The 20703-nt window shown below is 38.0% G+C and carries 24 protein-coding genes and 2 tRNA genes; 14 read left to right on the top strand and 12 right to left on the bottom strand.

The window, feature by feature from the left end; all coding sequences use genetic code 11:
* The 6 genes from HHL20_RS13585 (at window position 1) to HHL20_RS13560 (ending at window position 5887) form a co-directional block, all read left to right on the top strand.
* Window positions 1-867, top strand: coding sequence for an NAD kinase (locus tag HHL20_RS13585; RefSeq protein WP_169231712.1), 867 nt, complete (start codon window positions 1-3; stop codon window positions 865-867).
* Between the two features lie 70 nt (window positions 868-937).
* Window positions 938-2008, top strand: a complete 1071-nt coding sequence (gene fbaA / locus HHL20_RS13580; RefSeq protein ID WP_169231711.1) for a class II fructose-bisphosphate aldolase — start codon at window positions 938-940, stop codon at window positions 2006-2008.
* Window positions 2009-2088: 80 nt separating this feature from the next.
* A complete protein-coding gene (gene accD, locus HHL20_RS13575; RefSeq protein ID WP_169231710.1) occupies window positions 2089-2943 on the top strand; it encodes an acetyl-CoA carboxylase, carboxyltransferase subunit beta in 855 nt (284 codons plus the stop codon).
* A gap of 53 nt (window positions 2944-2996) precedes the next feature.
* Entirely contained in the window at window positions 2997-3509 is a 513-nt protein-coding gene (locus HHL20_RS13570) for a DUF6973 domain-containing protein (protein ID WP_169231709.1), read from the top strand.
* A 449-nt stretch (window positions 3510-3958) separates the two neighbouring features.
* Window positions 3959-5362: a nucleoside recognition domain-containing protein gene (locus tag HHL20_RS13565; RefSeq protein WP_169231708.1), complete on the top strand. Its 1404-nt coding sequence runs from the start codon at window positions 3959-3961 to the stop codon at window positions 5360-5362.
* Between the two features lie 132 nt (window positions 5363-5494).
* Complete coding sequence (locus tag HHL20_RS13560; protein WP_169231707.1) at window positions 5495-5887, top strand: hypothetical protein; 393 nt, start codon at window positions 5495-5497, stop codon at window positions 5885-5887.
* Window positions 5888-5902: 15 nt separating this feature from the next.
* On the opposite strand, the gene HHL20_RS13555 is transcribed toward HHL20_RS13560, so the two are convergent.
* From HHL20_RS13555 to HHL20_RS13540, 4 genes are all read right to left on the bottom strand, one after another.
* Window positions 5903-6784, bottom strand: coding sequence for a ferric siderophore ABC transporter substrate-binding protein (locus HHL20_RS13555; RefSeq protein WP_169231706.1), 882 nt, complete (start codon window positions 6782-6784; stop codon window positions 5903-5905).
* 33 nt (window positions 6785-6817) lie between these two features.
* On the bottom strand, window positions 6818-7216 hold the full coding sequence (locus tag HHL20_RS13550) for an ExbD/TolR family protein (RefSeq protein ID WP_169231705.1): 399 nt from the start codon (window positions 7214-7216) through the stop codon (window positions 6818-6820).
* Window positions 7217-7273: 57 nt separating this feature from the next.
* A complete protein-coding gene (locus tag HHL20_RS13545; protein ID WP_169231704.1) occupies window positions 7274-7978 on the bottom strand; it encodes a MotA/TolQ/ExbB proton channel family protein in 705 nt (234 codons plus the stop codon).
* A 174-nt stretch (window positions 7979-8152) separates the two neighbouring features.
* On the bottom strand, window positions 8153-8614 hold the full coding sequence (locus tag HHL20_RS13540) for a hypothetical protein (protein WP_169231703.1): 462 nt from the start codon (window positions 8612-8614) through the stop codon (window positions 8153-8155).
* Between the two features lie 249 nt (window positions 8615-8863).
* Here HHL20_RS13540 and HHL20_RS13535 point away from each other — a divergent pair, with 249 nt between their 5' ends.
* The 4 genes from HHL20_RS13535 to HHL20_RS13520 all read left to right on the top strand — a co-directional run bounded on the left by HHL20_RS13535 (window position 8864) and on the right by HHL20_RS13520 (window position 12300).
* Entirely contained in the window at window positions 8864-10660 is a 1797-nt protein-coding gene (locus HHL20_RS13535) for a DUF885 domain-containing protein (protein ID WP_169231702.1), read from the top strand.
* 163 nt (window positions 10661-10823) lie between these two features.
* A complete protein-coding gene (locus HHL20_RS13530; protein ID WP_169231701.1) occupies window positions 10824-11213 on the top strand; it encodes a DUF1398 domain-containing protein in 390 nt (129 codons plus the stop codon).
* Window positions 11214-11270: 57 nt separating this feature from the next.
* Window positions 11271-11852 carry a hypothetical protein gene (locus HHL20_RS13525; protein ID WP_169231700.1) on the top strand — a complete coding sequence of 194 codons (582 nt, stop codon included), beginning with the start codon at window positions 11271-11273 and terminating at the stop codon, window positions 11850-11852.
* Between the two features lies 1 nt (window position 11853).
* Window positions 11854-12300: a DinB family protein gene (locus HHL20_RS13520; protein ID WP_169231699.1), complete on the top strand. Its 447-nt coding sequence runs from the start codon at window positions 11854-11856 to the stop codon at window positions 12298-12300.
* 77 nt (window positions 12301-12377) lie between these two features.
* On the opposite strand, the gene HHL20_RS13515 is transcribed toward HHL20_RS13520, so the two are convergent.
* Complete coding sequence (locus HHL20_RS13515) at window positions 12378-12998, bottom strand: endonuclease III domain-containing protein (protein WP_169231698.1); 621 nt, start codon at window positions 12996-12998, stop codon at window positions 12378-12380.
* 33 nt (window positions 12999-13031) lie between these two features.
* On the opposite strand from HHL20_RS13515, the gene bcp reads away from it, so the two are divergent.
* Complete coding sequence (bcp, locus tag HHL20_RS13510; protein WP_169231697.1) at window positions 13032-13481, top strand: thioredoxin-dependent thiol peroxidase; 450 nt, start codon at window positions 13032-13034, stop codon at window positions 13479-13481.
* A gap of 109 nt (window positions 13482-13590) precedes the next feature.
* Here bcp and HHL20_RS13505 read toward each other — a convergent pair whose 3' ends face one another.
* From HHL20_RS13505 to HHL20_RS13485, 5 genes are read right to left on the bottom strand one after another with little or no spacing between them, the layout of a single operon-like run.
* Window positions 13591-14130, bottom strand: a complete 540-nt coding sequence (locus tag HHL20_RS13505) for a GNAT family N-acetyltransferase (protein ID WP_169231696.1) — start codon at window positions 14128-14130, stop codon at window positions 13591-13593.
* The gene (locus HHL20_RS13500) at window positions 14093-14761 is read right to left on the bottom strand and encodes a hypothetical protein (RefSeq protein WP_169231695.1); all 669 of its coding nucleotides are present in this window, start codon (window positions 14759-14761) and stop codon (window positions 14093-14095) included. The genes HHL20_RS13505 and HHL20_RS13500 overlap by 38 nt, the downstream gene beginning before the upstream one ends.
* Window positions 14762-14792: 31 nt before the next feature.
* The gene (locus HHL20_RS13495) at window positions 14793-15875 is read right to left on the bottom strand and encodes a mannose-1-phosphate guanylyltransferase (protein WP_228463193.1); all 1083 of its coding nucleotides are present in this window, start codon (window positions 15873-15875) and stop codon (window positions 14793-14795) included.
* A gap of 2 nt (window positions 15876-15877) precedes the next feature.
* Complete coding sequence (locus HHL20_RS13490) at window positions 15878-16468, bottom strand: SprT-like domain-containing protein (RefSeq protein ID WP_169231694.1); 591 nt, start codon at window positions 16466-16468, stop codon at window positions 15878-15880.
* A 1-nt stretch (window position 16469) separates the two neighbouring features.
* A complete protein-coding gene (locus tag HHL20_RS13485) occupies window positions 16470-17816 on the bottom strand; it encodes a TolC family protein (protein WP_169231693.1) in 1347 nt (448 codons plus the stop codon).
* Between the two features lie 99 nt (window positions 17817-17915).
* Here HHL20_RS13485 and HHL20_RS13480 point away from each other — a divergent pair, with 99 nt between their 5' ends.
* The 3 genes from HHL20_RS13480 to HHL20_RS13470 all read left to right on the top strand — a co-directional run bounded on the left by HHL20_RS13480 (window position 17916) and on the right by HHL20_RS13470 (window position 19388).
* The gene (locus tag HHL20_RS13480) at window positions 17916-19160 is read left to right on the top strand and encodes a bifunctional folylpolyglutamate synthase/dihydrofolate synthase (RefSeq protein WP_169231692.1); all 1245 of its coding nucleotides are present in this window, start codon (window positions 17916-17918) and stop codon (window positions 19158-19160) included.
* 44 nt (window positions 19161-19204) lie between these two features.
* Window positions 19205-19279: transfer RNA gene (locus HHL20_RS13475), tRNA-Val, on the top strand.
* Between the two features lie 34 nt (window positions 19280-19313).
* Window positions 19314-19388, top strand: a tRNA-Val gene (locus HHL20_RS13470).
* A 97-nt stretch (window positions 19389-19485) separates the two neighbouring features.
* On the opposite strand, the gene HHL20_RS13465 is transcribed toward HHL20_RS13470, so the two are convergent.
* Together HHL20_RS13465 and HHL20_RS13460 are read right to left on the bottom strand one after the other, a co-directional pair.
* On the bottom strand, window positions 19486-19650 hold the full coding sequence (locus tag HHL20_RS13465; protein WP_169231691.1) for a hypothetical protein: 165 nt from the start codon (window positions 19648-19650) through the stop codon (window positions 19486-19488).
* 82 nt (window positions 19651-19732) lie between these two features.
* Window positions 19733-20701: a glycosyltransferase family 9 protein gene (locus HHL20_RS13460; RefSeq protein WP_317166016.1), complete on the bottom strand. Its 969-nt coding sequence runs from the start codon at window positions 20699-20701 to the stop codon at window positions 19733-19735.
* Window positions 20702-20703: the final 2 nt, after the last annotated feature.

The raw sequence follows: 20703 nt of genomic DNA, 5'->3' as shown, positions 1-20703 counted from the left end.
ATGAAGGCAGCCATATATTCCCAGAAAAAAGATTTAGATACCTTTTTATATTTAAGCAAATTCATTTCCGAGCTTGAAAACAGAGGCGTAAAATCGGTTTTGTATGATGAAATGGCTGAGGCACTTCAGTTTTCAAAAATATTCGAAACCTTCAACTGTAAGCAGGATCTGCTGGATAAAGAAGTGGATCTTTTCTTTACTTTCGGAGGTGATGGAACCATTGTTAATTCTTTAACGTTTATTGAAGATCTTGAAATTCCGATTGTTGGGGTAAATACAGGCAGGCTCGGTTTTCTGGCCAGCTTTACCAAAGAAGAAGCCTTCAACGCGCTGGATTCTATCTTAAAAGGCGATGTAAAGACCAGCCGCCGATCAGTGATCCAAGTAGTGTCACCGGAAATAGAAGACTTTTTCCCGTATGCTCTTAACGACGTGACGATTTCCAGGAAAGAAACCACCTCCATGATTACGGTAGATTCTTATATTAATAATGAATTTCTCAATATTTTCTGGGGAGACGGCGTCATTGTCTCCACGCCTACCGGTTCTACGGCTTATTCATTAAGCAGTGGGGGACCGATTATTTCTCCGAATAACGAAAACTTTGTCATTACGCCTATTGCTCCTCACAATCTCAATGTAAGGCCACTTGTAGTAAATGATAAGGTGGAAATAAAATTCAAAGTGGAAAGCCGGGTGCCGCAGTTTTCTCTGTCGCTGGACTCCAGGCTGATACACATCGAAACAGACAAGGAGATCATCATAAAAAAGGCCGGTTTCCAGATCCTTCTTGTACAGCCGAATAATCTCAGCTTTTACGAAACCATCCGTCAGAAGCTGCTTTGGGGAAGAGACAAAAGAAATTAAGAATTAAGCAAAAATGATTACCTTTACAGGAATTTTACAAACCCTAATAATTTATATTAAAAAGTAAAACATGAGCAGAATTTTCCCGGCAGGAGTTGCCACAGGTCAATTAGTTACTGATATTTTTCAGCATGCTAAAGAAAACAAATTTGCATTACCAGCAGTAAACGTAATTGGTTCAAGCAACGTAAACGCGGTTATGGAAACTGCAGCAAAACTAAACTCACCTGTTATTATTCAGTTCTCTAATGGAGGGGCTGCTTACAATGCAGGAAAAGGATTAAGCAATGACGGTCAGAAAGCTGCCATCCTGGGAGCAATCGCCGGAGCAAAACATATTCATACCCTTGCAGAAGCTTACGGAGCAACTGTAATCCTTCATACCGACCACTGTGCGAAAAAATTATTGCCTTGGATCGACGGATTAATGGATGCCAACGAAGAATTCTACAAGCAGACCGGAAAATCCCTTTATTCTTCTCACATGCTGGATCTTTCTGAAGAATCTTTAGAAGAAAACCTTGAAACTTCTGCGCAATATTTCGAAAGAATGGCGAAGATGCAGATGACGCTTGAAGTGGAAATCGGTGTTACCGGAGGTGAGGAAGACGGCGTTGACAATTCTGATGTTGACAATTCAAAATTATATACTCAACCTGAAGATGTAGCTTATACATATGAAAAGCTGAAAGCGATCTCCGAAAACTTTACGATTGCTGCCGCTTTCGGAAACGTACACGGGGTTTATAAACCTGGAAATGTGGTTCTTACGCCTAAAATCTTGGATAACTCTCAGAAATATGTTCAGGAGAAATTCGGAACTGCTGCCAAACCTGTAAATTTCGTATTCCACGGAGGTTCAGGATCTACTCTGGAAGAAATCAGAGAGGCAATCGATTATGGAGTAATTAAAATGAATATTGACACGGATCTTCAGTTTGCTTATACAGAAGGTATCAGAGATTATATGATTAACAATATCGACTACCTGAGAGCTCAAATCGGTAATCCTGAAGGAGAAGAAAAACCTAACAAGAAATTCTATGACCCAAGAGTTTGGGTAAGAAAAGGAGAAGAAACATTCTCGAAGAGACTTGTTCAGGCATTTGAAGATTTAAATAACGTTAATACGCTTAAATAAATTATTATAATTGATAAAAGATGAATGATAATCCGTTGTTCATCTTTTATTATTTATCACACATCAATTATATTTAGAATATGGCATTCGAGTGGTTTAAGAGAAAAGCACAAAATATTACGACCTCAACTGATCAGAAAAAAGACGTCCCTAAAGGTCTTTGGCATCAGACACCGTCAGGAAAAATTGTAGAACACGATGAACTGAGAAGAAACAATTATGTTTCTCCTGAAGATGGCTTTCACGTTAGAATAGGAAGTGCAGAATTCTTTGAAATCCTTTTCGATGAAGGTAAATTCACAGAACTGGACGCTAATGTTGAAAGTATCGATATTCTTAATTTTAAAGATACAAAACCATACGCAGACCGTCTGAAAGAGGTAAAAGCTAAGACAAAACTTACCGACTCCATCAGAAACGCAGTAGGAACCGTAAAAGGAACCGAAATGGTAGTTTCCTGTATGGATTTCGCTTTCATCGGAGGTTCTTTAGGCTCCGTAATGGGCGAAAAAATCAGAAGAGCGATAGACTATTGTATTCAGAAAAAACTTCCGTATATGATCATCTGCCAATCGGGAGGTGCAAGAATGCAGGAAGCAACTTACTCTCTGATGCAGCTGGCAAAAGTTCAGGCGAAGCTGGCCCAGCTTTCGGAAGCCGGCCTTTTGTACATTGCTTATCTTTGCGATCCTACTTTTGGAGGTATTACCGCTTCTTTTGCTATGACAGCTGATATTATCATGGCTGAACCAGGCGCATTGATCGGGTTTGCAGGACCAAGAGTAATCCGTGAAACCATCGGAAGAGATCTGCCGGAAGGTTTCCAGACGTCAGAATTCCTTCAGGAAAAAGGATTCGTTGATTTTATCGTGAAAAGAACGGAAATTAAAGATACCGTTTCTAAAACCATAAATCTGTTAACTGTAAAAGCTTAATTTTAATAAAAATACAGCAATCTCTCTCTGAACAGGAGAGAGATTTTTTATTGATGAGAACGTTCAGCATATTTTTCAATACAATCCGGAGCATGAGCCTTAAAAAAATCATGCGCCTTTTATCACTTGCTCTTTCTCACCCTCTTTTTTCTTTATTAAGCTTCCATGCTACATTACAGGCTTACTCTATTGCACAGAAAAAATTTCCCGATACGGCATCTACCAACGGTATCGGAAATGCATTCAGACATGCATTCTGGTGCTGTCTCATCATGATGTACTGCTGTAAGATTTCTTCACCCGAAAAAGCCCTAGCTTTCTGTAAACGCATGACCGATCTTCATGAAGAACTGTTTCCCAATAAACCGCTGGAAACCAAAATGGATCTCCACAACAACAAATTCGGAATGGATTATTTTATGGAGCTGCTTCCAGGGATTCACCGCCAATTTTTTGAAAAAAGCTTTTTCATAGACGGCCTTGAAAAGAAAATGAAAGAAGCCAAAGTCCTGAAGAACCTGAATGATGATTTTGAAGGTTTTTTGGTTTATTTGGATGAAAAATAAATTTCTTCATTTTACAATGACTTGTTGTGATTTTTAAGCTTTGGCTAAAGCCAATCTGATGTTTTATCATTAAAACGGGCTAAAGCCCACTCCTATTGATATCTAACCGTTGGAATTCCCCTGCATTGGGAGGTGGCAAAAATTCAAAGAATTTTTGACGGGTGGTTTAAAAAAAGAAAGTTAGATCATAAAAAATTGATCATTCACATCAAGAAATTCGTAATTGCCTTCTTTAGCCCAGATAGACGCGGTTACCCCACAGCAAGCCAGGGCAAAAGCGGTGGCGCGAGGAGTATGAGCAGATAGCTGGAAAAAGCTCCAAATAATTTGCCTGAAAATCTTTTATACGTTTATTTTGTCTCTTCATCTTTCACAGTAACTTAAAAACGCGTCTTGCCTTTGTCATCTGAAGTTTTTTTGATAAGTTTAACCCATATTAATTCTATCGGATGGTTCTCAGCAGAATTTGGTCGGCTTTTATCATTGTGGCCATTGCCATTGCCAGTATAAAATACATTTCGTCAAGCCATTATAAAACCATATTTAATGATATGGTTGTGGGTAAAGGCGGTGATACAGTACAAATTGCAACCCAGAAAATGAGTGCACTTTCACCATTGGTTAAAGACAGCCTGACTCAAAAACCGGATTTTGCAGATAACCGGATCCATTATAAGACAGATTCTTTACAACAGGACGTAAAAATCTACCGTATTCAGGAAGCAGACGGGGTGATTGGAACTTCTGAAACGGCCGTAAAGATCTGCCTTGGACTGATTGGGATCATGACCTTGTTTATGGGATTTATGAGCATCGCTGAAAAGGCAGGCGGAATCAATCTTCTGAGTCGTTTGATACAGCCGTTTTTCTCAAGGCTTTTTCCTGAAATACCAAAAAATCATCCGGCTTTCGGGCATATGCTGATGAATTTCAGCGCCAATCTTCTGGGTCTTGATAACGCGGCAACGCCTTTCGGTTTAAAGGCCATGGAAAGTTTACAAAGTTTAAATCCCAATAAAGATACCGCGAGCAATTCCCAAATTATGTTTTTGTGTCTCCACGCCGGTGGAATGACGCTGATTCCGGTTTCAATCATTGCGATACGGGCTTCTATGGGTTCAAAAACCCCGACGGATATTTTCCTTCCGTGTATGATTGCTACATTTGCTGCAACGCTTGCTGCCATGATTGTAGTATCTCTCTATCAAAAAATCAATCTGTTACGACCTGTAGTCATTGCTTATTTAGGGGGAATTTCGGCGATTATTGCATTACTGGTTCTGTATCTGGTACAGCTTAGTAAGGATCAGCTGGATGATTTCAGTAAAGTACTAAGCAACGGGTTAATTCTCTTTATTTTTCTTGCGATTGTTTTGGGTGCGGTGTATAAAAAAATTAACGTTTTTGATGCCTTTATTGAAGGGGCAAAAGAAGGTTTTACGACCTGTGTAAAAATTATCCCTTATCTGGTTGGAATGCTGATCGCGATTTCTTTGTTGAGAACTTCCGGCGTTTTTGATGTCATTATTGACGGAATGAAATGGGTAGCCTATCATGCAAATCTTGATGCGAGATTTGTCGACGGGCTTCCGACAGCTTTGATAAAACCTTTGTCTGGTTCAGGTGCAAGAGGAATGATGGTGGATACGATGGCCACTTTCGGAGCCGACAGCTTCCAGGGAAAATTAGCCGCAGTTCTTCAGGGAAGCTCAGATACGACGTTTTATGTAATTGCCGTTTATTTCGGAGCAGTAGCCGTGAAAAACACAAGATATACGGTAATTGCCATGCTTCTGGCCGATCTGGTGGGGATTATCACTTCCATTGCTTTAGCATATTTATTTTTTGCATAAATATAATGGTGGCTTCGAGCACCTCAGCCACCAATAGTGTATACAATAACAGATTAATTATAAAATATGGTTGGTGATTGAGGCTCCCGAAATCACCATAACATTAAATAGAACCCTAAACTTTAAACTCATATGATCACAGATAAGGAATTTACGTTAAGATTAATACGTCAGCTAAGCCAGGCACTGGAAAAACTGATTCTGGAAAAGCCTGAAGAAAGTTTAATGCAGAAAGAACTGGATTTCGATTCTTTAATGAGAGATATTTTTAAAATGAGCTTCACAGAAGTTTCTTCGAAAACAAAAGAACAATTAATTGAAATCGTGAACGATAGACAGGAAAGAGACCATAAAGATTATTATGAAATGCTGGGAAACCTTTTTTATTTTAAAGGAAAAACAGAGGCTAATAATGATTTTCTGGGGAAAGCAAAAACTTTTTACGAACTGTATCTTCAATCCAGCGGAATTTTTGCTCTTCCGATTATCAACAGAATATCAGAAATAAAAAAAGCACTTGAATAAAGTGCTTTTGTATTTTTAGAAAGTAATTTTGTACGTTCCCGTGGAAGAAACACTGGCTTTCTCTGCCTTTACATATTTCTTTACCCATGAAATGGCATTTGAGGTAATACACGGATCAGATGTTCCGCCTGCTCTTCTTGCAGACACTACATTTCCCGCTTTATCAACAGTATAGGATATGGTAATTGTTCCGCTTGCCGTACAGCTGTTGGCCGGTTGGGCACCTCCTCTTCCCATTGTTCCCGGAATAAATCCTACCAGTTTTCTATCGATTCCTACTCTACTGTCGCCGTTTCCGTCGCCTCCCAAAGGATCTCCTGCATTTCCGATGCCGCTTCCGTCTCCCTGGCTTCCTGCTTTAGTTCCTCTTCCTCTGATAAGATTTCCGATGGCTGCGGTTCCTTTTCCGTCACCATTCCCGGTTTTTGAATTGGAGGTTGTTGCTCCCGATTTTTTGGCATTCTTGGTAGCACTGGTGCTTGCTGCGGACTTTTTGGTTTCTGCTTTGGATTCTTCTTTTTTCGGAACACTGATTTTTGAATTGTTTCCGGTGATGATTTTTTCTTTAGCCTCCGACTTTTGAGTTTCCGGTTGCGGCTCAGGTTTTAATACTGTTTTAGTTTCCGGAACAGCGGCTTCTGCAGGATCAGTAACGTTTTCTGTCGCTGCAGCCAGGCTTCCAGGCTGATCGGCTGGTTCTTCCACACCGTTTCCGTTCCGGTTGTCCCCGAAATTTACCAGCATAGTGGTTATTATTTCCGGCTCCTGATCCAGCTCCGGTTTCAGCTTATATAAAAAAACAAAAAGCAGGATGGCAGACCAGATCAGGATAGAAAGCAATGCGCTTTTTACCCGGTCTTTATTTTGCTCGTTTCTGCTTATAATATCGCTTCTCATTTTAAAAAGATCTTTCCGGTGGATTCCGGATTGTTATTTATCCTTCACTGTCGCAATGGCTATATTGAATTTATACTTTTCAGCAATTTCCATTGCAAAGACAACATCTTTATGCATGGTATTTTCATCAGCCCGGATCGTAAAGGATTTATTGGTCTGATTGGCCAGTTTATTAACGATTGTCTGCTCAAGCTGTGCTTTTTCTACAGGACTGTCGTCTACAAAATAAGACCCGTCCGGCTTGATACTTACTGTTAAAGGATTTGGTATATTGTCTTCAACAGCTCCCGTTTTAGGCAGCTTTACATCAATGGCACTTTGATTGGCCGCTGATGATGTCACCATGAAGAAGATCAGCATCAAAAGGATAACATCGGTCATCGCTGCGAGACTGAACTCGGGATTTGCTTTATTTCTTCTCTGAATTTTCATCTGTTTACTTTGTTAATTTTTAATGATCAGACGGAACCTTGCGGTTTCACATGAAGATTATAAAGGTTTGTTGATAAGATCTAAAAATTCGCCGGACATATTCTGTGCCTTCAATACAAATTTATCAATTCTTGTTAATAATAAATTGTAAAAGAAATTAGCCGGAATTGCTACTGCAAGACCAACCGCAGTTTGTCCCAACGCCGTATAAATACCTTCAGATAATGTTTTGGGAGAAAAAGATCCGCTTGCATGAGAAAGATTAAAGAAAGCAATGATCATCCCGATTACCGTTCCCAAAAGTCCCAGCATCGGAGCAATACTCGGAACAACAGCCAAAAGGTTCAGATTTTTTTCCATATTGGCAACTTCAACCTGTGCCTGCGACTCCATTGCGCTTACGATATCGGAAACCGGTCTTCCCAATCTTGAAATTCCTTTTTCAAGAATACGGCCTTCAGGAGAGTTCTGTCTTTTACAGTAGTCCAGTGCAGATTCCATTTTTCCTTCTTTAATAAAATCTTCAATATTATCCATGAAGTTGGCATCCGTTTTAGAAGTAAGCCTTTTAATAAAGAAAAAACGTTCAAAGAAGAGGTAAACGGAAAATACACCCAACAGGAGCACAGTCACCATTACTATTTTGGCAAAAGCTCCCCCGTGAAACATGATCTTCCAAAATGAAAATTCTAAATCGTCTGCCCCAACTGCAGGTGCAGCAACCTGTGCAAATAAAATCTGAGTAAGTTCCGTTATCAGCATTAATCTGTATTTTTATAAGAGTTGTAACGACAAATGTAGTGGAATATTATGAATTGGTATCTTAAAAAAAGCTTAAAACAAATTAAAATCTGTTATTTTCCACAACAGCAAATATCCTTCCAAAAAATCGAAAGAATCTGATATTAAAGTTCGTTGAAGAAAAGAAGATTAAAATTAATCTTCGTCTACTTCGATTTCATCCTGCTTAAATTCACATTTGAGCCTGAAAGGAATGGGATTTCCGGAACCTGTGTAAAAATCATCAATTGTCCCTTTCCATATCACCTGCAGCTCGCCTTCTTCATTTCTGTCAAATTGCAGCTCGTTATCGTAGATAAAAGCGTCCTCATCATCAAAAAGATCCACTTCGGTAAAAGTATCTTCTTCGGAATCATTAATGGTGATTGTTTTTCCTTCTATTTCCGCAGATTCGATAGGGAAATCAAAAACTTCAAGTGAAAGCTGAGGAAAGTTGTACTGGAGAGAATCATCTTCTACGTGATCCAGACCATCATCCGTGATAATCTCAACCTCTAAAAAATGCTGCTGGTTGCTGTAAACCGCTTTACAATAAGTGTTTCTGATATTGTACTTTAGCGTTTCATCCGGATGGTAAATTTTTAAAATCCCTTTCATTTTTTCTTAAAAAAGAGCTGTAATAATATGATTGTTAAACGTTTTCAACAAAGATAAAAAATAGATTGAACGTGAAAAATTTTTTGAAAATTATTTTTAAAAATTTGGCTTTATTTAATTTTAATGAAGCATTTAAGGCTAATTCATTTATAAAACCTTTTCTCTTTTGATTTTTTGGTGTTTTTCAATGTTGATGATAAAATCAATCATTTTAATATTTACATTTGTTTTTATAAAGAATTCTGAAGAATGAAAAACATTTTATCAAAAAGTATTGTCGGCCTTAGCCTTGCCATAAGCCTGGTTTCCTGCAAAAAAACTGATTCCCCTTTAACCAAAGTCACGCCCTCCAATATCGATTCTATTGCTTCCAATTATTATGAGCAGTACCTGAAGCTTTACCCGCTCGATGCCACGGCTCAGGGAGATCTGAGATATAATGACCAGCTTCCGATCACCATTGATAAGGATTTTATTTCGGGAGAAGTCGCTTTTTATCGCTCTGTAGAAAAACAGCTTGAAAATGTGGACTATAAAAGTCTTTCAGATGAAAAGAAGGTGGTTTATGATGTCCTTGATTTTACGCTGAAAGATAAAATTGATGCCTATAACTATCATCCGGAGTACATTCCTTTCACGCAGTTTGGAGGACTCCCGCTGAATTTTCCCCTGTATGGAAGCGGAGAAGGAAGCCAGCCTTTTAAAACAGAAAAAGACTACAGCGACTGGCTCAAAAGAATGGAGAAGTTTCCCGACTGGATGAATGCCGCAACGGATAATTTCCGCGAAGGCATCAGCAATAAGATGGTTTTGCCTAAAAAACTGGTCGTAAAAATGATCCCACAGATGAGAGCTGAAGAAATTACCTCAACTGACCTGGAGAAGAATATTTTTTATGGACCGATCAGGAAATTCCCTACAAATTTTACAAACGAGCAGAAAGAAAAATTCTCAAAACTCTACAAAGATGCTATTACACAAAAGATCATCCCTGCTTATACAAAAATGGGAGATTTTTTAGAAAAAGAATACCTGCCTAAAGCAAGAGATACAGACGGTTACAACAGTCTGCCCAACGGAAAAGAAATTTACCAGTATTACGCAAAAAGCTGGACCACTACCAATAAAACGCCAGAAGAAATCAATAAAATCGGGCTGCAACAAGTTGCCATGCTTCGTGCCGAAATGGAAAAGGTAAAACAGCAGGTTGGTTTTACCGGAACACTAGAAGAATTCATCAGTTATGTAAAAACAGATCCTAAAGCGATGCCTTACAAAACCTCCAAAGAAGTACTGGCTGCGTTTAATGGGATTTTAACAAAAATTACTCCTAAACTTAAAACGATGTTTTCTGTAACACCGAAGACCAAGTTTGAGATCAGGCAAACGGAAAAATTCAGGGAAGCGAGCGCAAGTGCGGAATATATTCAGGGTACACCGGATGGAAAAAGACCGGGAATTTTCTACGTTCCCCTTCCTGATCCTTCAAAATTCAATGTAACTTCCGGAATGGAATCCTTGTTTTTGCATGAAGCTATTCCGGGACATCATTACCAGGTTTCTCTTCAGCAGGAAAATACAAAGCTTCCGAAATTTATGAGATTTGGCTGGTTTGGAGCGTATGGTGAAGGCTGGGCGCATTATTGTGAAACTTTAGGCCCGGAATTCGGCTTATACACAGACCCTTACCAGAAAATGGGCTATCTGAGCGATCAGATGTTGAGAGCCGTAAGGTTAGTTGTTGATACCGGTTTGCATACCGGAAAAATGACGAGAGAAGAAGCTATAAAATATTTTCTGAGCAATATTTCTTACGATGAAGCCGGCGCCACCGCCGAAGTAGAAAGATATATGGCAATGCCCGGACAGGCTTTAGGTTATAAAATTGGTTCTTTGAGAATTCGTGAGCTGAGAGAAAAGTACCAGAAAGAACTGGGAAGCAAATTCAGTCTGGCGAAATTCCATGATGAAGTGTTGAATCAAGGCTGTCTTCCTTTGGATGTTCTGAACCGGAAAATGGAATTGTGGGCGAAGAATCAGAAATAATTTAATTTTTACCGCAAAAGAAACAAAGATTTAGATAGTTTTTTTGAGAAAAATTAGATAGAATTTAAAAGAAAGCAAGCCTTTAAAAATTTTAATTGATTTTATTTAAAATTCTGTTGTCTCTTTTGCGGTAAAAATCCAGCTAATAAAAAAATGCAAATAAATGTTTACTGTAGAACAAATTGAACATGCGCACAGCAAAGTACAGTCGGGTGCCGATTTTCCGAATTACATCAAAGAAATAAAAGAATTCGGTGTACGGTCTTTCGAAACCTGGGTAAAAGACAGCCATACAGAATATTTCGGAGAGAACGGCTACACCACAACATCTCAGCCTCAATATGATGTGCTAGCCATTGAAAACAAGGTTAATAAAGAATTATTTATCAACCAATTAAAACGTCATCAGCGTGGTGAAACGGACTATATGAAATTCTGCGAAGACTGTGCCCAAACAGGAATTGAAAAATGGATCGTGGATTTGAATAAATTTACCTGTATTTATTATGATAAAGCAGGTAATACAATTCTTACGGAGGATATTCCTCATTAAAAATCAAAGTCACAAATTTTTGTGGCTTTTTATTTAGATTAATGCTCAAAATGAAATATGATAAAACCGATATACTTAATTATAATATTCTTTATAGGGCTGTTTCTTATAAGCTGTAAATTTGAAAAAAATAAAATTCAAGGGTTTGAAAGATTTAAAATTGATAAAAATCTAAATAAAAATGACACATTCAATATCCTTTCAAAACTTCCGGAACTTAAGCTATATAACAGCGAAAAAATCGAATCCATGACTAGGACCGCTTACATTATCCAGACATCAAGTTATTCTGCCGGATCTTATGGCTCCCAACAAGCTAGTTTTAAAGATTATAAATGCAAAGCAGATTATGAGCAAGACACACTCAAAGTTCTGCTTAACAATAATAATGGATATTTTGGAAATGGTATTTTGATAAAGGTTTTTAACAATCAATTTCTAATTAAAGATATTAATTCCAAAACATTGAGAGGTGAAATGAAATTTATAAATTCTTCTCTTATTTATCAGAAACTGATTCTTAACAAGTTTAAATTTCAAAAAGGAGACAGTATTTATGGTTCTATAAGGTACGAAACTAAAATTGATTCGTCTGTTATCAAACATTTTCAAGGATATTTCAGAACAAAAATCAAATAATATGATACAAAGCCTACAATCTCTTTTCACAAGAGATTTAAATAAATTAAAAACAGAAGTCGAATCTTACCAAAACGAAGAAAACATCTGGAAAACTGATGAAAATATTTCTAATTCAGCTGGGAACCTTAGTCTTCATCTGGTGGGAAACCTTAATCATTATATTGGAGCTACACTTGGAAATTCAGACTATATAAGAAACAGGGAGCTTGAATTTTCATTAAAGGACATTCCGAGAACTGAACTGATACAGCAGATTGAGAAAACTATTGAAACTGTAGATCTTGCGCTTGAAAATTTATCTGCGGAAGAACTTCAGAGAGCATATCCTTCCGAACCTTTGGGCTATACCATGACTACAGAGTATTTCCTGATTCACCTGTTCGGGCATTTAAGCTATCATTTGGGACAGATTAATTATCACAGAAGATTATTGGATAATTTTTAACTATCTATTCTTAACCATCAGTCAATGATTCTTCGGATTTTCTCCGCCCCTCCAAAGGAGGGAATTTTGTGATGATGTTATTTTTCAAACAACATTTTCGTAATAAAATCTTTCTCTCCTTTTCCTCTTGCAGGAGAATATTCCCTTCCGTAGAAAATAATCTGAAGATGAAGCTTATTCCATACGCTTTCCGGCCATAATTTTTTTGCGTCTTTTTCCGTTTCTACGACGTTTTTTCCGGAAGTAAGTTTCCATTGCGTCATCAATCTGTGGATGTGCGTATCGACGGGAAAAGCAGGAAATCCGAACCCCTGACTCATAACCACAGAGGCCGTTTTGTGACCAACTCCAGGCAATGCTTCCAGCTCTTCATAGGTTTGCGGCACTACTCCATTATGCCTTTCCAGAAGAAGTTCTGCCATTCTTTTAAGGTTTTTAGCTTTTGTATTTGCCAATCCTATCTCTTTTATAAGTTCTTTGATCTCAAATACTTCCAGTTTTGCCATTCTTTGTGGTGTTCCTGCTACAGCGAAAAGATCGGGCGTTACCTGATTCACTTTTTTGTCGGTTGTCTGTGCAGAAAGTGCTACCGCAACCATTAAAGTATAAGGATCGGTGTGGTCCAACGGAATCGGAACCTGAGGATATAATTTTTCTAATTCTATCTGAACGAGCTCGGCTCTTTGCTTTTTTGTCATTTAACAATTAAATTTGAACAAAATTAAATCATTATGTTGAAAGTTGGAGATAAATTACCACCATTTGAAGGACTCAATCAGGATGGACAAACAATAAATTCGGAAAAATTAATCGGCAAAAAACTGGTCATTTTCTTTTACCCTCAGGCTAATACGCCAACCTGTACTGTAGAAGCGTGCAATCTCAGCGATAATTATTCAAAGCTTGAAAAGGCCGGATTTCAACTGTTGGGAATAAGCGGAGATTCTGTAAAGAAGCAAAAAAATTTCCACAGTAAATTTGCTTTTCCTTATGATCTTATTGCAGATGAAAGTCATGAAATTCTTGAGAAATTCGGAGTTTGGCAGGAAAAAACGACCTTCGGAAAAACCTATATGGGAATTGTAAGAACAACCTTTATTTTCGATGAAAAAGGAATCTGCGAAAGAGTTATTGAAAAAGTGACATCAAAAACTGCAGCCGAACAGATTCTGGAAGGATAGTTAATCTAAGTTTATGCTGAAAGCATCTAATTGCAAATCCATACTATTTCTATACTATACTTGGATGCTTTCAGCATGGCAACCCTGGTTCAAGACACAAACCATAAAATTATTCTGTTTCGTAGTACATCAGTTCTTCAGGATCGTTCGGAATTTTTACAAAACGCTGAAACTTTAACCCTAACTTTTCAATCAATTTTTGAGAAGATATATTTTCTTTTGTCGTTATGGCAGACAATTTTGTTAACCCAAAATCATTCATTCCGACAGATTTTATTTTTAATGCAGCTTCATAAGCATATCCCTTTCCTTCAAATTCTTCAAGGAGAGAAAAACCGATATCTACAACATCAAGACCATCTCTTTCAAATATTCCTATGCCCCCGATCTTGTGATGCCCGTCTTTTGTAAGCATAAGGTAATTTCCGAAGCCAAGCTTTTCAAACTGAGGAAGAAATCTTTTTTGAATATAATTTTCTGCGTCAGAAATCGTCCTTATATAACGGTCTCCTATATACTGTATAAATTTAGGCCTGTTGTACAGATCAAGAATAAATTCCGCATCCTCTAAATTCATAGGGCGCAAAATCAGACGTTCCGTTTCGTAAAATTTATTTTCGTCTTGTAGGTTTTGATTTTTTAGGCTCATCTTTAGGTTCTTCTTTTTTCTCAAGTTTCAGCAACCTCGGATTATTGGTGCATTTTTTATTATAAAGCTCAATATAAGATCCGTTATCTTTTGTATTTAAAATCGTTTCTCCGGATTTGGGAATGGTTAAAGTAAAATGCTTTTTCTGATACGGGCATTCTGTTGAAGTCAGCTTTCCCAGATCAAGGTAATAATTGGATTTGTCCTGATAATAATTGGCCGCCAAATCTCTGAACTCTTCATCAATAATATAGCCTTCAGCTGCCGCAAAAACTGCCGCATCATAGATATTATCCACCTTACCAACAAATTTTCTGAGTGCCGTGAGACCTGTTATATATTCGGGTTTACCTGTAGAGAAATCCACGATATAGTAAAATGCATCTTCATCCGCAATTCCGATATTGAATCCCGAAGATTGAGATTCGTACTCTTTTACCGTTGATTGCTTTACAATATTGTCTTTGCCGTAACTTTTATGAACGAGAATCCATGAATCCGTTTTTGTATTGGGAACGATGTTCTGCAAAACTGCCGAGACATTGGGAAATTGTTTTTTCTCCTGAGCAGATAAAGATATTCCGGATACAATACAAATGAATGTAACGAGTCTGCATGTAAATTTTACCATATTTTAAGAACGCTAATCAACAGGAATTATTTTACATGAATTTGTCTCCCTTTTTAAGGTTTTTCAAATCCAGCACATAATCTTTAATTAACTGATCGTGCTCTTTAGGACAGATGAGCAGAACTTTGTCTGTGTCTACAACAATATAATCTTTCAGAGAATCTACAATAACGGCTTTGTTGCTGTTTTTTATATTGATGATATTGCCTTCCGAATTATAGGTTAAAATATGCTTTTGTTGAGTGGCATTGCGGTTTTCATCTTTTTCGGTATTTTCAAATACAGAGGTCCATGTTCCGAGATCACTCCATCCCAGATCGGCGGGGATTACATACACATTTTTTGCTTTTTCCAGAATACCGTTGTCAATGGATATTTTCTGTACTTTAGGATAAATAAGTTCAATGCAGCCCTGCTCACTTTCTGCATTATATTCGCAGGCCATGAAGTGCTGCGTCATTTCCGGGAGAAATTTTTCAAAAGCATTCTGGATGCTTTTGGCATTCCATATAAAAATTCCGGCATTCCATAGGAAGTCTCCGCTTTCCAGAAAACTCTTTGCGATTTCCAGAATCGGTTTTTCTGTAAAGGTCTTTACTTTATAATAATCAGAGTCATTTTTATCAACAAACTGAATGTATCCATATCCTGTATCCGGCCTTGTAGGAGTAATACCGAGGGTTACGAGATAATCATTTTCAGAGGCAAGATCAAAAGCCAGTTCCACTTTTTGCAGAAAGGTTTCTTCTTTCAAAATAAGATGATCTGCCGGCAGGACGATCATTGTTGCATCGGGATCAATCTGAGCAATTTTGTTTGCCATGTAAAGATTGCACGGCGCAGTATTTTTAAGGAGGGGTTCTCCTACAATATTTTCCTGGGGAATTTCCGGCAGCTGCTGATGAGAAAGCTCTACATATTCTTTATTGGTGATCACAAATATATTTTCATCAGGAATAAGCTTGCTTATCCTGTCATATGTCTGCTGGATCATCGTGCGTCCCACGCCTAAAATATCATGAAACTGTTTCGGAAATTTCTGCGTACTTAAAGGCCAGAATCTACTGCCGATTCCTCCCGCCATAATCACGCAATATCTATTTGATTTTGACATTATTAAGTGCATTTTTCTACCCTTGCCAAAGGTTTGAAAGAGTACTTTCTTCCCGTAGCCAGGTTCTTACAAAGATAGTTTTTTTTAATAAGACCTTCCAATAAATACTTTTCATTCCGGTAAATAAAGAAATCTCCCATTTGCAGTTTTTCGATAAATACATGAGTATCATCCTGTTTTTCAATATGAAAATACTTAACCAGATCCGGGCTCGACATGAAGTTGGCTTTAGGAGATCTGGAGAATTTTATTATAATCGGTTTCAGGTTCTCACTGTAAACATCAATACTCTGTAAGAGCATTTGTCCGAAGGTTTCTTTCCATTCATTGCCATGCGGAGAAATTCTTCTGCCGTATTTTTCAAAGGCGAGAAGATGGGCAAGTTCGTGGGTAAGTACAAAGAAAAAAAGTTCCGGGACCAACGTAGAATTGATCGTGATTTCATGCGAATTATCGTGAAGTTTGCGATAATCTCCCAGCTTTGAATTTCTGTTCCTTGTAATCTTTATATGAATATAATAATCTGCAAACCAGATTTTTAAATATTGTAACGTGTTTTCGGGTAAATATTTTTCTAACGATTGAATAGACATTTTACAAACTTAGTGGAATTCCTGCATAGAAATTCAACAATTTAAGACTGAAAAGATAATTGTATTTGGCCTGAGCCACAGATCCCTGTGCATTGGCGTAGTTATTTCTCGCAATATTGACATCGTAGATTGTTGATCTGCCTGCAGCATAGCTTTTATCGGCAAAATCAAGGGCAAGCTTTGTGCTTTTTTCGGCCTGAAGGGCAGATAAATAAATTTCATAGTTGGCATCTACGTCAAACTGGGCTTTCTGAACATTTTCGCGGACGACCTGTTTTTGCTGCTGCAGCGTTGTTTTTGCAATGCTTTCCTGAAGCTTAGACTGCTCTACCTGAAGTTTAGTAATGCCTTTGTTGAAAATCGGAATATTTACTGAAATTCCCAGATTCTGCCCAAAATTATCTTTATACTGATTAAAGAAAGTAGGCTCAGCAATAGGATTTCCAAACTGATCATAGCCTGTAGTTCTTGTATTCAGTAGATTGTTATAAAACGTCCCTATCCCGGCGCTTGCCGTTACGGTAGGCCAGAAAGCGGTTCTGGTGACTTCGGTCTGAGCTTCTGCCGATTTTATTCTGCTTTCTGCGGCTTTTACCTGAGGCTGGGTTTCATACGCTGTTGTTAAAACCTCATCGACTGATATTAATTGAGGTGCCAATTGATCCGGTACAGTTACATCTTCAACATCAAAATTTTTATAGTCCTGAAGTTGCAGCAGCTGGGCTAGTGCAAAAAGACTTCTTCCCACATTTATTTCAGCTGTTTTAAGATTCTGTTTTTCCCTTGCAAGTCCGGCTTCTGCTTCTGCCAGCACTGTTTGGGCAGTGGTTCCGACTTCCGTGGTGATCTTTGATCGGTCGAATTGTTTTTGGGCATTTTCAACGGCTGCCTGAGAAATTTTTACAATTTCTTTATTCAATAAAGTCGTTAGGTACTGCTGTGCAATCTGAAGCGAAATATCATTTTTAATAGTTTCGATATCGTATTGGCTTGCTTCTACATCAAATTCAGTTTTTCTGATGGTTTTCTCAAGCCTGCCATTGTTATACACAAGCATGTCTGCTCCAAGATTGGCATTATTACTGAATCTGTCATTTCTGATACTTCCCGTACCTAAAGAAGCCTGCCCGAAACTCACGCTGTTTCCCATATTTGCAGATACGGAAGGAAGATAATTTTTTCTCGCAATTTTCAGGTTAAGATCCTGTATTTGTTTCGAATATTCATTTTGGATTACCTGAAGATTATTTTTTGTTGCATAATCCACACACTCCCGCAAAGACCACTTTTTCTGGGCACCGACAGCCAGGCAAGATAATCCCAAAATAATAGTCAAAACTTTTTTCATAATTCCGATTTTTCCCTATTAGACGACCTAAAGATAAAAAAGTTACAGATTCGGAAAATTATTGTTTTATTTTAATTAAACTTTTGAGAATTTTGCATCATGACAACGGAACAATACCAGGAAGCTGTAGAATGGCTGTTCGTACAGGCTCCAAATTATCAGATTGATGGGCAAAAGGCTTATAAACCGGGATTGGAAAATATCAGGAGGCTTTGTGATTTCTTCGGAAATCCCCAGGAAAAAATAAAATGCATCCACATTGGAGGGACCAACGGAAAAGGATCTACGAGCAATATGCTTGCTTCTGTCCTTCAGGAGTCAGGGTATAAAACGGGGCTTTTTAATTCTCCTCACCTTATCGATTTCACGGAACGTATCAAAATCAATGGCAAAAACTGCGATAAGGAATTTGTCTACCATTTTATTCAGAAACTTAAAGAACTGCCTGCAGACATACAACCTTCGTTCTTTGAGTTTACCACCATCATGGCTTTTGAATATTTCTATCAGCAGCAGGTTGATATAGCCATCATTGAAGTGGGTTTAGGCGGAAGGCTGGATTCTACCAACATTATTCTGCCGCTCGTTTCCGCCATTACTAATGTTCAGCTTGATCATCAGAATATTTTAGGAGATACCCTTGAAGAAATTGCTTTTGAAAAGGCCGGAATTATAAAATCACGGATTCCGATTATTTCCGGAGACGAAAATGAAGTGGTGAAAAAGATCATTAAAGATAAAGCAGACGAAGAGAATACATCTTTTATCGATGCAACTGTAGTAGAAACGGACTTAATGTCTGATCTTAAGGGAAATTATCAGAAGAAGAATATCAGGGTTGTTTTAGCTTTAACAGAAGAATTACGGAAATTGAATTTCATTATTTCCGAAAAAAATTTAGAATGCGGACTTTTGAATGTACATCGCAACACAGGCTTTATTGGCCGTTGGTTTGAGTTTTCCCAAAATCCTCTTACCGTTTGTGACACAGCCCATAATCAGGCCGGACTGGAATATGTTTTTGCCCAGCTAAACGCTATTAATAAGCATAAGCATATTATTTTGGGATTTGTGAATGATAAAAAGATAGATGATGTCCTAAAAATTTTACCTGGAAATGCTGAGTTTTATTTTGCAAAGCCTTCTATCCAGAGAGGCAGATCTCCTCAGGAATATGAGGATTTACTGCTGGAAGCAAAAATTTCTTATAAAATTTTAGATTCGGTACAGGAAGCGTATCTCCTTGCAAAAGAGAATTGTAGAAATGGGGAAATGATTTTTATCGGTGGGAGTAATTTTGTTGTGGGAGAATTTTTAGAAAAAAATTTGGAGATTTCCAAATAAGTCGTATATTTGCACCACTCTAATCGAGGAAACAACGATACAGAGGGTTCTTAGCTCAGTTGGTTCAGAGCATCTGGTTTACACCCAGAGGGTCGGGGGTTCGAATCCCTCAGGACCCACAGAAAAGGAAACGAAACCTTTCAAAAAAATTTCGGGTTCTTAGCTCAGTTGGTTCAGAGCATCTGGTTTACACCCAGAGGGTCGGGGGTTCGAATCCCTCAGGACCCACAGAAATCTCTCTTTTTTAAGGGAGATTTTTTTTGTTTGTATCTTTAAAAATCAGCTAAAATAAAACGCTCAGAGACTCTGAACGCTTGTTTGTAATTTACTTATTGTGCCCAGGAGCATAATTTCTCGCAGATTTTGCACCAGTTACTTTTTTCACCTGTCCCGGCGGCAGCCCGCGGTTTCCGTTAGATTTTACTGCGACACAAGAGGTTACAAATATTGCTACAATAAACGCTATTCCTAATTCTTTATACCGTTTCATAATTTCTTTTTTTGATAGTCAAAATATTAAATATTGTGCCAACAGCTATTATGTGGAATAATGATGTAAAACATCTTAGTCTTTAAATTATCTTTTCAACAATCTTCTGTATGTTAAGCTCGCCCATACACGCCCAGTCGCCGCGGAAACATTCTTTATCACCGAAAACAGAACACGGTCTGCAGGTAAGATCTTTTACCTCAACCACATCTTCTTCGCTTTGCCCGAATCCTAAAAATCCTGCATAAGGATGAGTCTGTCCCCAAACGGAAATACATCTCGTCCCAACGAGACTGGCAAGATGCATATTTGCCGAATCCATAGAGATCATCAGTTCCAGTTCTGCAATTTTATTCAGCTCTTCTGTAAGGCTTAACTTTCCGGCGAGGCTGTGGGTATTAGGAATTTCTTTTTCCCATTTTTCCAGTAAATCGGTTTCATTTTTGCCGCCACCAAAAAAATAAACGGTTCTTTCTTGTGATAAAATCCTGACCAGTTCGTATGATTTTTCAAGAGGCAGCATTTTTCCCTTATGTTGTGCAAAAGGAGCAAAACCAATTCCGGATTTGTGTATGTTTTTAGGCCGTAGTGTATGAGAAAGTTCCACCTTAAAGCCCATTGCACGAAAAACGTCGGCATATCGCTCCACTGTTTTTTTTAGCTGCACTTTATTAATATTCCAGATGTCGGTCAGATGTTCCTTTTCTTCCTTCCCTTTATTAATTTTAAAAACCTTAAATCCCTTAGCGCTGTAGATTCTATCAAGAATTTTGGTTCTGATAACATCATGGAGATTGGCAATAAGATCGGGACGAAACTCTTTAATGAGTTCATTGGCGAGCCGGTTGAGCCCAAAGACGCCCTTATAATCATCAAGGTTAACGCCTTTAAATATAAGATTCGGAATATCAGCAAACAAGGCTTCAAAATTACTTCTGGAAACCATAATAATTTCGACCTCGGGATTTTGTTCGAGAAACTCCCGGAACACTGGTGCTGTCATCGCAACATCACCAAAAGCGGAAAAACGATATGCTAAAATTCTTGTCACAA

This window comes from Chryseobacterium cheonjiense, assembly GCF_012927265.1.
Classification (GTDB): domain Bacteria; phylum Bacteroidota; class Bacteroidia; order Flavobacteriales; family Weeksellaceae; genus Chryseobacterium; species Chryseobacterium cheonjiense.
This window is presented reverse-complemented; position numbering and strand designations above follow the sequence as displayed.

Bases quoted from the DNA above. Each gene is read 5' to 3' on its own strand.
- HHL20_RS13585 (WP_169231712.1), top strand. From the start codon at position 1: ATGAAGGCAGCCATATATTCCCAGAAAAAAGATTTAGATACCTTTTTA.
- fbaA (WP_169231711.1), top strand. From the start codon at position 938: ATGAGCAGAATTTTCCCGGCAGGAGTTGCCACAGGTCAATTAGTTACT.
- accD (WP_169231710.1), top strand. From the start codon at position 2,089: ATGGCATTCGAGTGGTTTAAGAGAAAAGCACAAAATATTACGACCTCA.
- HHL20_RS13570 (WP_169231709.1), top strand. From the start codon at position 2,997: ATGAGAACGTTCAGCATATTTTTCAATACAATCCGGAGCATGAGCCTT.
- HHL20_RS13565 (WP_169231708.1), top strand. From the start codon at position 3,959: ATGGTTCTCAGCAGAATTTGGTCGGCTTTTATCATTGTGGCCATTGCC.
- HHL20_RS13560 (WP_169231707.1), top strand. From the start codon at position 5,495: ATGATCACAGATAAGGAATTTACGTTAAGATTAATACGTCAGCTAAGC.
- HHL20_RS13555 (WP_169231706.1), bottom strand. From the start codon at position 6,784: ATGAGAAGCGATATTATAAGCAGAAACGAGCAAAATAAAGACCGGGTA.
- HHL20_RS13550 (WP_169231705.1), bottom strand. From the start codon at position 7,216: ATGAAAATTCAGAGAAGAAATAAAGCAAATCCCGAGTTCAGTCTCGCA.
- HHL20_RS13545 (WP_169231704.1), bottom strand. From the start codon at position 7,978: ATGCTGATAACGGAACTTACTCAGATTTTATTTGCACAGGTTGCTGCA.
- HHL20_RS13540 (WP_169231703.1), bottom strand. From the start codon at position 8,614: ATGAAAGGGATTTTAAAAATTTACCATCCGGATGAAACGCTAAAGTAC.
- HHL20_RS13535 (WP_169231702.1), top strand. From the start codon at position 8,864: ATGAAAAACATTTTATCAAAAAGTATTGTCGGCCTTAGCCTTGCCATA.
- HHL20_RS13530 (WP_169231701.1), top strand. From the start codon at position 10,824: ATGTTTACTGTAGAACAAATTGAACATGCGCACAGCAAAGTACAGTCG.
- HHL20_RS13525 (WP_169231700.1), top strand. From the start codon at position 11,271: ATGATAAAACCGATATACTTAATTATAATATTCTTTATAGGGCTGTTT.
- HHL20_RS13520 (WP_169231699.1), top strand. From the start codon at position 11,854: ATGATACAAAGCCTACAATCTCTTTTCACAAGAGATTTAAATAAATTA.
- HHL20_RS13515 (WP_169231698.1), bottom strand. From the start codon at position 12,998: ATGACAAAAAAGCAAAGAGCCGAGCTCGTTCAGATAGAATTAGAAAAA.
- bcp (WP_169231697.1), top strand. From the start codon at position 13,032: ATGTTGAAAGTTGGAGATAAATTACCACCATTTGAAGGACTCAATCAG.
- HHL20_RS13505 (WP_169231696.1), bottom strand. From the start codon at position 14,130: ATGAGCCTAAAAAATCAAAACCTACAAGACGAAAATAAATTTTACGAA.
- HHL20_RS13500 (WP_169231695.1), bottom strand. From the start codon at position 14,761: ATGGTAAAATTTACATGCAGACTCGTTACATTCATTTGTATTGTATCC.
- HHL20_RS13495 (WP_228463193.1), bottom strand. From the start codon at position 15,875: ATGTCAAAATCAAATAGATATTGCGTGATTATGGCGGGAGGAATCGGC.
- HHL20_RS13490 (WP_169231694.1), bottom strand. From the start codon at position 16,468: ATGTCTATTCAATCGTTAGAAAAATATTTACCCGAAAACACGTTACAA.
- HHL20_RS13485 (WP_169231693.1), bottom strand. From the start codon at position 17,816: ATGAAAAAAGTTTTGACTATTATTTTGGGATTATCTTGCCTGGCTGTC.
- HHL20_RS13480 (WP_169231692.1), top strand. From the start codon at position 17,916: ATGACAACGGAACAATACCAGGAAGCTGTAGAATGGCTGTTCGTACAG.
- HHL20_RS13465 (WP_169231691.1), bottom strand. From the start codon at position 19,650: ATGAAACGGTATAAAGAATTAGGAATAGCGTTTATTGTAGCAATATTT.